15 protein-coding genes are annotated in these 12655 nt (G+C 69.7%); 8 read left to right on the top strand and 7 right to left on the bottom strand.

What is annotated here, in order from left to right; genetic code table 11:
* Positions 1-50 precede the first annotated feature (50 nt).
* The 3 genes from ACWGO0_RS36795 to ACWGO0_RS36785 form a co-directional block, all read right to left on the bottom strand.
* Positions 51-818: a transglycosylase SLT domain-containing protein gene (locus tag ACWGO0_RS36795; protein ID WP_453544785.1), complete on the bottom strand. Its 768-nt coding sequence runs from the start codon at positions 816-818 to the stop codon at positions 51-53.
* A 288-nt stretch (positions 819-1106) separates the two neighbouring features.
* Positions 1107-2177, bottom strand: a complete 1071-nt coding sequence (locus ACWGO0_RS36790) for an S-adenosylmethionine:tRNA ribosyltransferase-isomerase (protein ID WP_453544783.1) — start codon at positions 2175-2177, stop codon at positions 1107-1109.
* A complete protein-coding gene (locus ACWGO0_RS36785) occupies positions 2174-2884 on the bottom strand; it encodes an SDR family NAD(P)-dependent oxidoreductase (RefSeq protein ID WP_453544781.1) in 711 nt (236 codons plus the stop codon). The genes ACWGO0_RS36790 and ACWGO0_RS36785 overlap by 4 nt, the downstream gene beginning before the upstream one ends.
* A 240-nt stretch (positions 2885-3124) precedes the next feature.
* Between ACWGO0_RS36785 and ACWGO0_RS36780 the strand changes: the two genes are divergently transcribed.
* From ACWGO0_RS36780 to ACWGO0_RS36770, 3 genes are all read left to right on the top strand, one after another.
* Entirely contained in the window at positions 3125-4270 is a 1146-nt protein-coding gene (locus ACWGO0_RS36780; RefSeq protein WP_453544779.1) for a GAF domain-containing sensor histidine kinase, read from the top strand.
* Entirely contained in the window at positions 4263-4907 is a 645-nt protein-coding gene (locus ACWGO0_RS36775; protein WP_453544777.1) for a response regulator, read from the top strand. The genes ACWGO0_RS36780 and ACWGO0_RS36775 overlap by 8 nt, the downstream gene beginning before the upstream one ends.
* A 146-nt stretch (positions 4908-5053) precedes the next feature.
* Entirely contained in the window at positions 5054-5302 is a 249-nt protein-coding gene (locus ACWGO0_RS36770) for a chaplin family protein (protein ID WP_383795689.1), read from the top strand.
* Positions 5303-5356: 54 nt separating this feature from the next.
* Here the strand turns inward: ACWGO0_RS36770 and ACWGO0_RS36765 are convergent, their stop codons facing one another.
* Complete coding sequence (locus ACWGO0_RS36765) at positions 5357-6154, bottom strand: hypothetical protein (RefSeq protein ID WP_453544775.1); 798 nt, start codon at positions 6152-6154, stop codon at positions 5357-5359.
* A gap of 146 nt (positions 6155-6300) precedes the next feature.
* Here ACWGO0_RS36765 and ACWGO0_RS36760 point away from each other — a divergent pair, with 146 nt between their 5' ends.
* The 4 genes from ACWGO0_RS36760 to ACWGO0_RS36745 all read left to right on the top strand — a co-directional run bounded on the left by ACWGO0_RS36760 (position 6301) and on the right by ACWGO0_RS36745 (position 9543).
* Positions 6301-7098 carry an ABC transporter ATP-binding protein gene (locus tag ACWGO0_RS36760; RefSeq protein ID WP_453544773.1) on the top strand — a complete coding sequence of 266 codons (798 nt, stop codon included), beginning with the start codon at positions 6301-6303 and terminating at the stop codon, positions 7096-7098.
* A gap of 79 nt (positions 7099-7177) precedes the next feature.
* The gene (locus ACWGO0_RS36755) at positions 7178-7606 is read left to right on the top strand and encodes an NfeD family protein (RefSeq protein ID WP_453544771.1); all 429 of its coding nucleotides are present in this window, start codon (positions 7178-7180) and stop codon (positions 7604-7606) included.
* A 128-nt stretch (positions 7607-7734) separates the two neighbouring features.
* Positions 7735-8691, top strand: coding sequence for an SPFH domain-containing protein (locus ACWGO0_RS36750; protein WP_453544769.1), 957 nt, complete (start codon positions 7735-7737; stop codon positions 8689-8691).
* A gap of 84 nt (positions 8692-8775) precedes the next feature.
* The gene (locus tag ACWGO0_RS36745; RefSeq protein WP_453544767.1) at positions 8776-9543 is read left to right on the top strand and encodes a sulfite exporter TauE/SafE family protein; all 768 of its coding nucleotides are present in this window, start codon (positions 8776-8778) and stop codon (positions 9541-9543) included.
* A 61-nt stretch (positions 9544-9604) separates the two neighbouring features.
* Here ACWGO0_RS36745 and ACWGO0_RS36740 read toward each other — a convergent pair whose 3' ends face one another.
* The 3 genes from ACWGO0_RS36740 to ACWGO0_RS36730 all read right to left on the bottom strand — a co-directional run bounded on the left by ACWGO0_RS36740 (position 9605) and on the right by ACWGO0_RS36730 (position 11626).
* Positions 9605-10111: an HNH endonuclease gene (locus ACWGO0_RS36740; RefSeq protein ID WP_453544765.1), complete on the bottom strand. Its 507-nt coding sequence runs from the start codon at positions 10109-10111 to the stop codon at positions 9605-9607.
* 142 nt (positions 10112-10253) lie between these two features.
* Positions 10254-10787 (bottom strand): YbhB/YbcL family Raf kinase inhibitor-like protein, encoded by a 534-nt coding sequence (locus tag ACWGO0_RS36735; protein WP_453544763.1) that lies wholly within the window; start codon positions 10785-10787, stop codon positions 10254-10256.
* A 56-nt stretch (positions 10788-10843) separates the two neighbouring features.
* Positions 10844-11626 (bottom strand): sporulation protein, encoded by a 783-nt coding sequence (locus tag ACWGO0_RS36730; protein WP_453544761.1) that lies wholly within the window; start codon positions 11624-11626, stop codon positions 10844-10846.
* 87 nt (positions 11627-11713) lie between these two features.
* Here ACWGO0_RS36730 and ACWGO0_RS36725 point away from each other — a divergent pair, with 87 nt between their 5' ends.
* The gene (locus ACWGO0_RS36725) at positions 11714-12355 is read left to right on the top strand and encodes a DNA-3-methyladenine glycosylase (protein WP_453544759.1); all 642 of its coding nucleotides are present in this window, start codon (positions 11714-11716) and stop codon (positions 12353-12355) included.
* The last annotated feature ends 300 nt before the right edge of the window (positions 12356-12655 follow it).

Here is a 12655-nt window from a genome sequence, read left to right as displayed (position 1 = left end):
CCGCACGGGGTGCCGCCCTCCGGCGCATGTCGGGTCCGACCAGGGGTCGGTCAGTACGCGCTGTTGACGTTGTCGATCGAGCCGTACTTGTCCGCGGCGTAGTTGGCCGCGGCCGTGATGTTGGCGACCGGGTCGTACTGGTCCTTGGGCGTGCCGGCGACGTGGTAGAAGTCGAACGTCGGCTTGATGACCTGCAGCAGGCCCTTGGACGGAACACCGTTGATGGCGTTGATGTCCCAGTTGTTGATGGCACGCGGGTTGCCGCTGGACTCACGCATGATGTTCTTGTGCAGACCGTTGTACGTGCCGGGGATGCCCTTGTCCTTCATGATCGCGAGGGCTTCCTTGATCCAGCCGTCCAGGTTGTTCGCGTAGACGGGCTTACGGGCGACGCTACGGCTGGCGGCCTCGTCGGCACGCTTCTTGGCGTCGGCCTTGGCCTTCGCCTTCTTGGCGGCGGCCTCCTTGGCCTTGGCGTCGGCGACGGCTTCGGCCTTCGCCTTCGCCTGGGCGGCGGTCTTCGCCTTGGCGGCGGCGGCCTTGGCCCGGGCGGCGTCGGCGGCCTTCACCAGGCTCTCGGCGGTGGAGTGCTGCTCGATAATGCTGGCCTGAACGGTCTTGGCCTGCGGGGCACCGGCAGCCGATGCGAAGACGACGGGGGCGGCGGACAGGGCCTGGGTGCTGGTCTCGGCCTCCGCGTCCGACGGGACGAGGGAGAACGCGAGGGCAGCGGCACCAAGGGTGGAGACTCCGGCGACGGAGAACTTCTGGATCTTGGTCAGGCGACGGCTACGGCCGGAAGTGCTGGACGCGAACATACAGACGTACCTCTTCGACTAGCAGGTGTCCTCACGGAGGACGAAGACGGAAGCGCTGCTCTGCGCATCTCCGTCGGGGACGACCGCAATTCTTAGCTCCAGCAAAATGCCCTGGCAAAGGTGTGACGTACGAAGCCAGGTAGTGGATCAGGTGCCCGCTCTGTCCGTCTTGCCCCCACTCGCTCCCGGTCAGTTGCCCCTTTTGTGTCCACTAGTGGACTTCGTAAGTGACCTGGGTCCTATGCCCGGGCTCACATGGGGCACGGTGCGAGTTCACGAGATGTTGCTTCAGCAATGCGGAGCGTGAGGCTCCGAATCGGGCAGTAGGAGGTGGACGTCGCCGAACTCGTGCCAGAGGTACGAGTGCCGCAGCGCTTCCGCGTATCCGCGCCGCAGCGCCTCCCGGCCCGCGATCGCCTCCAGCATCAGCAGATGCGAGGCCGCAGGCTCGTGCAGCCCGGTCAGCAGACCGTCAACCGCACGCACACCCCGCTGCGGCGTCACCACGAGATCGGTCCAGCCCTCGCCCGCCCGTACGGCCCCGTCCGCCCCCGCCGACGACTCCAGGGCGCGCACGGCGGTCGTCCCGACCGCGATGACCCGCCCGCCGCCCGCCCGCGCCGCGTTCACCAGCCACGCCGTCGCCCCCGGTACCGAGAACCACTCCGGGTACGGGGGCTCGTGCGCCTCCGCCGATGCCACCCCCGTATGCAGCGCCAGCGGGGCGAACTGCACCCCTCGGCTCACCAGTGAGGCCACCAGGGGCCCCGTGAACGGCCGCGCGGCGCTCGGCATCTCCGCCGAACCCCTCCCGTCGCGCGAGGGCACGGCGAACACCGTCTGATACGCGGACAGCGGCTGATCCCGCTCCGTGTACCCGTACCGGATCGGACGCCCGTACCGCTCCAGCAGCTCCGGAACACCGAACGGCACCCGCGCCCACCACAGCCGGGCCTCCGCGGGCGGCCCCAGCGGCTCCTCCAGTACGAGCGCGTGCCCGCCGGGCAGCTGTACGTGCGCCCCCTTCGGTCCACCGCGTCGCGGGCGCGTCGCCCCCGCACCGTCCGGCCGCCGCAGCTCCACGGACCACCGCCCGTCCTCGCCCCGGGTCGAGAAGTGCACCACCACCCGCTCACCGCCCACCCGCCCGTTCACCGCGGCCGGCAGCGTCATCGACGTATTGACCACCAGCACGTCACCGGCCCGCAGCTGCTCGGGCAGCTCACGGAACGCGTGGTGCGAGACCGCGTTCCCCCGGGACACCAGCAGCCGTACGTCGTCACGCCCCGCACCCCGCTGCTCGGCCGGCACCCGGGCCGACAGCTCCTCGGGCACCCGCAGCGCCTCCAGCGCGGTCATCGCCCGCCCCCGGAAGGGGCCGACAGCGCCGCCGCCGTGTACCGGCCGCTCGCCGGCCGCCGCTCCAGCAGCCGCAGGAACGCCGGAGCCACACTCTCCGCAAGCGGCCTGGGGTCATCGTCCCCGGGCACCGCCGCCGCGTAGAGCTCCGTCGCCATGTCCCCGGGGTCCACGGCCCACACCCGCAGCCCCGGCTCCTCCTCGCCCAGCACCGCCGCCAGCTGGTCCAGGGCCGCCTTCGACGCCCCGTAACCGCCCCAGGTCTCGTACGGCTCGGCCGCCGCGTCCGAACTCACCATCACCACCGACCCCGCCGCCGAGGCCCTCAGCAGAGGCAGCGACTCCTGCACCAGACCCAGCGCCGCCACCACATTGGTCTCCAGCGCCAGCCGCAGCCCGTCCAGCGCGAGCGCCTCCAGCCGTACGAGCGGCTCGGCACCCAGCGCGCTCGCATTGCTCACCACCAGATCAAGCCCGCCCAGCTCCCGGGCAGCGGCCACCAGAGCCCCGCGGTGCGCCGCGTCCGTGACATCCCCGGGCACGGCCACCACCCGGGTCCCGTTCCGACGCCCCAGCTCCCGCGCCACCTCCTCGACCGCCCCGGCCGTCCTGGCGTCCAGCACCAGATCCCAGCCCCGCTGCGCGAGCGCCGCACCCAGCGCGCGCCCCAGCCCCCTGGAAGCTCCCGTGATCAGTGCGATCGGCATGACAACCGTCCCCTCGAAACGCCGGCGTTCACCGGGCGGCCCCCGGTAAAACCAACGTAGGAACACCCCCTCGCACCGCGCCTCGTCCAGGAGCCCCGCCCACGCCCAGCACTTCGGCCTAGGCCCCGCCGGTCCTACGACCACGCCCCGCTCCCCGCCGAAAGTCCTAGTCCCCGCGCCCCCGGTCACCGCCGTCCACAGCCCGATACGGCTGTCGTACCCCGCCGGTACGGTGAGGCCATGAGTCATCGCCCACCGTCGGGCCTCGCCGCGGTGAGTGCCGCGCTGCTCGCCATGAGCCGGCATCTCGAAATGCGTGACGTCCTCAAGACGATCGTCGCCTCGGCCCGTGAACTGCTCGACGCCGAATACGCAGCCCTGGGCGTCCCCGACGACCACGGCGGCTTCGCCCAGTTCGTCGTCGACGGGGTCAGCGAGGAACAGTGGAAGGCCATCGGCCCGCTGCCCAGGCAGCACGGCATCCTCGCGGCGATGCTCCACGAGGCGAAGCCCGAGCGGCTCGCGGACGTCCGCAAGGACCCCCGTTTCGAGGGCTGGCCCGAGGCGCACCCCGACATGTCCGACTTCCTCGGCCTGCCCATCCACGACGGCGACGAGATCATCGGCGCGCTCTTCCTCGCCAACAAGCGCTGCCCCAAACCGGCCGGCACCTGTGGCTTCACCGCCGAGGACGAGGAGCTCTTGTCGATCCTCGCCCAGCACGCGGCGATCGCCCTCACCAACGCCCGGCTCTACGAGCGAAGCCGTGAGCTCACCATCGCGGAGGAGCGCTCACGGCTGGCCCACGAGCTCCACGACGCGGTCAGCCAGAAGCTCTTCTCGCTCCGGCTGACCGCCCAGGCGGCCGCCGCCCTCGTCGACCGCGACCCAGCCCGCGCCAAAGACGAGCTCCAGCAGGTCGCGGCCCTCGCCGCGGAAGCCGTCGACGAACTGCGCGCCGCGGTCGTCGAGCTGCGCCCCGCCGCGCTCGACGAGGACGGCCTGGTCGCCACGCTCCGTACGCAGATCCAGGTCCTGGACCGAGCCCACACCGCCCGGGTCACCTTCGAGAGCGCGGGGGTACGGGCCCTGCCCGCCACCCAGGAGGAAGCGCTGCTCCGGGTCTCCCAGGAAGCCCTGCACAACGCCCTGCGCCACTCCGGCGCCGAGCACGTCGCCGTCACCCTGGTCCGTAACGGTCCGGCGGCCGTCCTGCGGATCACCGACGACGGCACCGGCTTCGACGCCGCGGCCGTCCGTCACGCGGGCCGCCACCTCGGCCTCGTGTCCATGCGCCACAGGGCCGGCAGTGTCGGCGGAAAGCTGACCGTCGAATCGGCGCCCGGAAAGGGCACCACGATCGAGATGGAGGTGCCCTGTGGCTGACAAGACCATCAAGGTGCTGCTGGTCGACGACCACCAGGTGGTACGCCGAGGGCTGCGGACGTTCCTGGAGGTCCAGGACGACATAGAGGTCGTAGGAGAGGCCGCGGACGGCGCCGAGGGCGTCGCCCGTACCGAGGAACTGCGCCCCGACGTCGTCCTGATGGACATCAAGATGCCCGGCACGGACGGCATCGAGGCCCTGCGCAAGCTCCGGGAGCTGGCCAACCCGGCCAAGGTACTGATCGTCACCAGCTTCACCGAACAGCGGACCGTCGTCCCAGCGCTGCGCGCCGGCGCCTCCGGCTACGTGTACAAGGACGTCGACCCGGACGCCCTGGCCGGAGCCATCCGCTCGGTCCACGCCGGCCACGTGCTGCTCCAGCCCGAGGTCGCCGGGGCACTCCTCGCCCAGGACGACGTGGGCAGCGGCACGGGCCGGGGGAGCACCCTCACCGAACGGGAGCGCGAGGTGCTCGGGCTGATCGCGGACGGCCGCTCCAACCGCGAGATCGCCCGGGCACTGGTCCTCTCGGAGAAGACCGTCAAGACGCACGTCTCGAACATCCTTATGAAGCTGGACCTGGCGGACCGCACCCAGGCCGCGTTGTGGGCCGTCAGACACGGTGCGGCCGGCTGAGCCGCCTCAAGCGGACCGTCTCACTCCGAACCGAGATTCATACTGTCGGGTGGATGTCACCCACACGGCGCATCCTGCGGGGCTCCACGGCGTTCTCCATGGCGTGCTGCGGCGGCTGGTCGCAGCGTTTCCAGGAGGAGCAAGAAGTGAAGAACCTGAAGAAGGCCGCTGCCGTCACCATGATCGCCGGCGGAATCATCGCCGCCGGTGCCGGTGCTGCCTCCGCCACCGGTCACGGTGCGGGCGCCCACGGCACGGCCGTCAACTCCCCGGGTGTCGGCTCGGGCAACGTCGTCCAGGTCCCCGTGCACGTCCCCGTGAACGTGGTGGGCAACACCGTCAACGTGATCGGCCTGCTCAACCCGGCCTTCGGCAACTTCGGCCTGAACCACTGACCGACCCGGTCGCACCGCCGGGCGGGCCCCGTTCCCCGGGCCCGCCCGGCACTCTCACATCCCGGGCCTGCGCCCCCGCTCGCTCTCCTCCACATACGCGTTGTACGCCGCGACCTGCGCCCGCCGGGCCACCCGCTCCACCGGCCTCAGCGCCTCACCCCGCGCCGCGATCTCCGCGGCGGTCACCGCACCGCCGGGCCCGTTCTCGTACGCCACCGAGACCAGCAGCCCCACCCGCTGAGCCAGCTCCAGCACCCGCACCGCCCGCGGCGGATACCCAGGCGCCAGCACCTCGCGCCCCCGCTCCGCCCGCGCCCGGTACGCGTCCACCGCGGCCTCGGCCACCGGCCCCGACCCGGCCACGTCCAGCCGCGCCAGCACCGCCGTCGCATCCCGCAACGCCTCCGCGAGCTCCCGCTCCGCCTCGCTCAGCGACGGCACATCGGCCGGCGGCGCCTCCCGTACCGGCAGACAGCGCCACACCACCTCGACGTGCAGATCCCCCTCGGGCCCCACCTCACGTACCTCGGGCACGAGTCCGTACGGCACCCCGGAAGCCACCACGGCCTCCTCCGCCTCCAGCGCCCGCGCGTTGAACTCCGGGGGCCCGCTGAGCCCCAGAGGATGCCCGGACACCGGCAGCGCGACCCGGAAACCGGTCGCCCCCAGGGCCCGCAGCCGCCCGAGCGCCAGCGTCAGCCCGACCGGTTTCGCCTCGCCGGGCACCCCCTCCACGCGGTGCACCGCGTCCTCCCCGACAATCGCGAGCGCCGCATCGTCCGGTGATACGAGTCCCGCCACAAGCGCGTTTCCCCAGGCAGCGAAGAGCCCTGAGCGTGGTTCCGAAAGCATGGCGACAGCCTAGGGAATGCGCGCCCGGCCCGTCATCACACCGGCCCAGCGCCTGAAGCGCTCTTGGGGTGGCGTAGGTTTTCCCCTGGGAGCTGTGCCTACAGGCACGCGACGATCTCGAGACTGCATGGGGAGACAACGCGCTCATGAGCGATGTACTGGAGCTGGTGGACGTATCCGTGGTCCGCGACGGACGCGCTCTGGTGGAAGACGTCTCCTGGTCGGTCAAGGAGGGTGAGCGCTGGGTCATCCTCGGACCGAACGGCGCCGGCAAGACCACCCTCCTCAACATCGCGTCCAGTTACCTCTTCCCCAGCACCGGCACCGCCACGGTCCTCGGTGAGCAGCTCGGCGGCGTCGGCACCGACGTGTTCGACCTCCGCCCCCGCATCGGCATCGCGGGCGTGGCCATGGCCGAGAAGCTGCCCAAGCGCCAGACGGTGCTGCAGACGGTCCTCACCGCCGCGTACGGCATGACCGCCACCTGGCACGAGAACTACGACACCGTCGACGAGGACCGCGCCCGCGCCTTCCTCGACCGGCTCGGCATGACCGAGTTCCTCGAGCGCAAGTTCGGCACCCTCTCCGAGGGCGAGCGCAAGCGCACGCTGATCGCCCGCGCGATGATGACCGACCCGGAGCTCCTCCTCCTCGACGAGCCCGCCGCGGGCCTCGACCTCGGAGGCCGTGAGGACCTGGTCCGCCGCCTCGGCAGACTCGCGCGCGACCCCTTCGCACCCTCCATGATCATGGTCACCCACCATGTCGAGGAGATCGCGCCCGGTTTCACCCACGTCCTGATGATCCGCCAGGGCAAGGTCCTCGCGGCAGGACCCATGGAGACCGAGCTCAGCTCCCGCAACCTCTCCCTCTGCTTCGGCCTGCCGCTCGTCGTCGAGCACACCGGCGACCGCTACACGGCTCACGGCCTGCCGCTCTCCTGACACCTGGGGCCTCTCCTTCGCGAACAGTCGTCCGCCCGCGCCCTGTCGGCGAGGGCACTCGCGGTCCTACGATGACGACGTGGAAATCGACGCGTGGGTGTGGTGGCTGATCGGAGCTGTGGGACTGGGCATCCCGCTCGTCCTCACAGCGATGCCCGAATTCGGAATGTTCGCCGTCGGGGCGGTCGCCGCGGCGATCGTCGCGGCCCTCGGCGGCGGCATCGTGGCCCAAGTGCTGGTCTTCGTCGGGGTGTCCGTGGCGCTGATCGCCGTGGTGCGCCCGATCGCCGCCCGGCACCGCGCCGACCGCCCCCCGCACGCGACGGGCATCGACGCCCTGAAGGGCCGTCAGGCCACCGTGCTGGAAAGGGTCGACGGCAGCGGCGGGCGCATCAAGCTGGCCGGCGAGATCTGGTCCGCCCGTACGCTCGACAGCGACCAGACCTTCGAACCCGGCCAACAGGTCGATGTCGTCGACATCGACGGAGCGACAGCCGTCGTCATGTGAGCGAACTGCGCGCACGGCAGCCGGAGTTCTGACAAACTCGATGTCGATCATCATGAGAATTCGAAAGTCATGAGATCTCGACCAAGATCACCGCGATCCGTCGGCAACCGAAGGGCACGAGGCACACGATGCAACCGATCATCATCGTCCTGATCATTCTGGTGGTGCTCGTCTTCATCGCCCTGATCAAGACGATCCAGGTCATCCCGCAGGCCAGTGCCGCCATCGTCGAGCGCTTCGGCCGCTACACGCGCACCCTCAACGCCGGGCTGAACATCGTCGTCCCGTTCATCGACTCCATCCGTAACCGGATCGACCTCCGCGAACAGGTCGTGCCCTTCCCGCCCCAGCCGGTGATCACCCAGGACAACCTGGTCGTCAACATCGACACCGTCATCTACTACCAGGTGACCGACGCCCGCGCCGCGACCTACGAGGTCGCCAGCTACATCCAGGCGATCGAACAGCTCACCGTCACCACCCTCCGCAACATCATCGGCGGCATGGATCTGGAGCGGACCCTCACCTCCCGCGAGGAGATCAACGCGGCGCTGCGCGGTGTCCTCGACGAAGCCACCGGCAAGTGGGGCATCCGCGTCAACCGCGTCGAGCTCAAGGCCATCGAGCCGCCCACCTCCATCCAGGATTCGATGGAGAAGCAGATGCGCGCCGACCGCGACAAGCGCGCCGCGATCCTCACGGCCGAGGGCATCAGGCAGTCCGCGATCCTCACCGCCGAAGGCGAGAAGCAGTCCGCGATCCTGCGTGCCGAGGGTGAGGCCAAGGCATCCGCCCTGCGCGCCGAGGGCGAGTCCCAGGCCATCCGTACGGTGTTCGAGGCCATCCACGCCAGCGACCCGGACCAGAAGCTCCTCTCGTACCAGTACCTCCAGATGCTCCCGAAGATCGCCGAGGGCGACGCCAACAAGCTCTGGATCGTGCCCAGCGAGATCGGCGACGCCCTCAAGGGCCTCAGCGGAGCCTTCGGCAACCTCGGCAGCGGCGCCCCGGGCTTCAACACGGGCAACAGCGGCAACGGTGGCAACTCCGGCAAGGAGCGCCGCGAGGAACCCCCCGTCGGCTGACGGAGGTCCACCTTCGTGCATGATCAGTGCGGCCCCTCGACCTTCATGGCGGGGAGGCATCACTGACCATCGAAGGAGATGGCCTTGTCCATCTGGGAAATCCTCGCGATCTTCGCGGCGGGTGTCGGCGCGGGCACGATCAACACGATCGTCGGCTCGGGCACACTGATCACCTTCCCCGTCCTGCTCGCCACGGGCCTGCCACCCGTGACCGCCACCGTCTCCAACGCCCTCGGCCTGATCCCCGGCTCCATCAGCGGCGCGATCGGCTACCGCCAGGAGCTCGCGGGGCAGCGCCGCCGCGTACTGAAACTCAGCGTCGGCGCCGCCATCGGCGGCCTCGCCGGCGCCACACTCCTGCTGGCCCTGCCCTCAACGGCGTTCGAGACGATCGTCCCGGTCCTGGTCGCGCTCGCCCTCGTGCTGGTCATCCTGCAACCCCGCATCAGCAAAGCGGTCCAGCGCCGCCGCGAGCGCAACGGCACACACCCCCACCCCGACGGAGGACCGGCCCTCTTCACCGGCCTGACCCTCGCCAGCGTCTACGGGGGCTACTTCACCGCAGCCCAGGGGATTATCTATCTCTCGCTGATGGGCATGCTGCTCGACGACACCATGCAGCGCCTGAACGCCGTCAAGAACGTCCTCGCCGCAGTCGTCAACAGCATCGCCGCGCTCTTCTTCCTGTTCGTCGCCGACTTCGACTGGACGGCCGTCGTCCTCATCGCCGTCGGCTCCGCCATCGGCGGCCAGATCGGCGCCAAGGTCGGCCGCCGCCTCAGCCCCGCCTTTCTGCGCGCCTTCATCGTCGTGGTGGGCACGGCCGCCATCGTCCAGCTGCTCCTCCGCTGACGCACGGAAGCCCGCCTCCCCACGGAGACGGGCTTCTGATACGTCAATGGGCCCACCCGGACTACGCCGCAGACCGGTCCAGCCACTCGGGCAGCGCCGACCGGTCACCGGCCCCCAGCGCCAGCAGCATCGCCTCGGCGGGCGACGGGACGAACGGCTGCCGCAGCAGCGGCATTCCCGCCTGCTCCGGCGTCCTGGCCGCCTTGCGGTGGTTGTCCTCGGCGCACGACGCCACCGTGTTCAGCCACGAGTCCTGACCCCCCTGCGCACGCGGCACCACGTGGTCGACGGTGCTCGCCCTGCGCCCGCAGTACGCGCACCTGTGTTGGTCCCGTATGAGCACACCCCTTCTGGACCACGGGGCCTGTCTTCGGAACGGCACCCGTACGTACCGGCAGAGCCTGATCACCCGCGGCACCGGAATATCGACCTCGGCACCACGCATACGGAGGTCGGGATGCGACTGCTCGACGACAGCCTTGTCCGTCAGGATCAGCACCACCGCACGGTTGAGAGTCACCGTCGACAACGGCTCGAAGCTCGCATTCAGTACCAGCGTGTCCCGCATCTCGCCCACCTCCCGTATGCCACCCGCCGCCTGGCAGGCCCGGATCAACTCTGGCTGGGCGGGCCGTGATGGACAACGCAATAAAAAATGCCCTGCCCTGATCTCTCCAAGACCAGGGCAGGGCAAACAGCGGAGGAACTCTTCAGCTCGCCGGAGCCTCGTACTCACCGGCGAGCTGAGCGCGGCCCAGCGTGTGGAACCGCAGATTGAAACCGACGACAGCGGGCGACACGTCACTGTCGACACCGAGCTTCTCGCTGTCCACCGCGTACACGGTGAACACATAGCGGTGGTTCTCCCCGGCCGGCGGCGCGGCCCCGCCGAAGTCCTTCGACCCGTAGTCGTTACGGACATGGACGGCGCCCGCGGGCAGACCATCGAACTTCCCGCTGCCCGCACCGGCCGGCAGTTCCGTGACCGACGCCGGGATGTCGAAGAGCACCCAGTGCCAGAATCCGCTGCCCGTAGGGGCATCCGGATCGAAGCACGTCACGGCGAAGCTCCCGGTCTCCGCGGGGAAACCCTCCCACCGCAGCTGCGGAGAGGTGTTCCCCTCAGCGAGCACCTGCGCGTCCGCGAGCACGGCCCCCGGCTCCAGGTCCTCGCTCACCACGGTGAACGAGGGAACCATGGGATGGAAGTCGTGCGGCAACGGTGCCCTGTTCGACTGCGTCACGTCAGAACCTCTCCTGAGTCGACTTTCCTGCGCTGTCAGCAGGTCTCCCATCGACCCTAGAGCCAGTTGCGCTGTCCACCGACCTGCGCGAGCCACTGGTTGAGGTACGCCGTCCAGTCGGTGCCCTGGAAGTCGTTGTGACCGACCTTGAACGACCGGAACGAGTCGCTGCCCTCGCTGAAGAGCCCCGGCTTCTTGTCCATCTCCAGCACGACGTCCATCTCGCGGTCGTCCGCGACGAACGTCAGCTCGACCTGGTTCAGCCCGCGGTACTGCTGCGGCGGGACGAACTCGATCTCCTGGTAGAACGGCAGGCGCTGACGCGTACCGCGGATGTGACCACGCTCCATGTCCGCGCTGCGGAAGCCGAAACCGAGCTGCCCGAAGGCGTCCAGGATCGCCTGCTGCGCCGGCAGCGGGTGCACGTTGATCGGGTCCAGGTCCCCGGAGTCCATCGCGCGGGCGATCTCCAGCTCTGTCGTCACACCGATGTTCATGCCGCGCAGCTGCTGCCCACCGAACATCGTGATCGGCGTCTCCCACGGGATTTCGAGCCCGAACGGTACGACGTGGACGGCACCGGCCTTGACCTCGAAGGCCCCGCCCAGACGCAGCTTGGTGAACTCGATGTCCTGCTTCGTCTCCTGGTCCTGGCCCTCGACCTCGACCCGTGCCTGGAGGCCGACGGAGAGCCCCTCGATCTGCTGGTCGACGGACCCGCCCTGGATCCGCACCTCGCCCTGGACGACCCCACCGGGGACGACGTTCAGCTCGGTCAGCTCGGTCTCCACCGAAGCGCCACCGGCACCCATGCTCGCGAGAAGCCTCTTGAAGCCCATGTCTACTCCTTCTTGGTCCTGACCCCTACATACGCGTGACGACGGTAGTCGGTTCCCGGACCCCGGGTCCCAGTACCCTCGGACGCCATGACCGAGGGCATGGAACGCACGCTGCTGACACGGGACTTTTTCGACCGTCCCGTACTGGACGTGGCACCCGACCTGCTGGGTCGCACGCTCGTCCGCACCACCGAAAACGGCCCTATCGAGGTACGGCTCACCGAGGTGGAGGCGTACGCGGGTGAGATCGACCCGGTCTCCCACGCCTTCCGGGGCCGCACCGCACGCAACGACGTCATGTTCGGCCCGCCCGGCCATGCCTACGTCTACTTCACGTACGGCATGTGGCACTGCCTCAACCTGGTGTGCGGCCCGGAAGGCGTGGCGAGCGGTGTCCTGCTGAGAGCCGGCGCGATCGAGGCCGGCGCGGAGTGGGCTCGGAAGCGCCGGCTCTCGGCCCGCCACGACGGGGAACTGGCCAAAGGCCCGGCGCGCATGGCCACGGCCCTGGGCGTGGACCGCACACTCAACGGCGACGACGTGGTCGCGGGCCCGCCGGCCCCCCTGTACCTGCTCCACGGCACCCCTCCACCCCGCGACCAGGTACGCAGTGGTCCACGCACCGGAGTGGGCGGCGACGGCGCGCACCAGCCCTGGCGCTTCTGGATCGACGGCGACCCGACGGTGAGTCAGTACCGGGCCCACGCGCCACGCCGCCGAGCGACTTGACTCGCCCCCGGGAGGCCCCTAATGTAGTCCGAGCCGCTTGAACGAAAGCTGTTTGTGGGGACGGTTCATCGAACCGGACCCGAGCTTCTCGAAGCGGCCAACCACTACCTACGAGTCACCCTGGCGGGTGCGAATTCGGCATGCCGCAATTCGCCCCATCGGCTCGATTATGAGCCACCAAGGAAATCGGCTAACGTAGTGGACACGCCGAAAGGCAAAGGCCCTCCAACAGGCCGCCGGAATCAAATTCGGACCGGAAACGGAACGGAAATGAAGCTGGTAAGGTTGGAACCGCCGGAA

The organism is Streptomyces sp. NPDC055749, from assembly GCF_053617235.1.
This window is presented reverse-complemented; position numbering and strand designations above follow the sequence as displayed.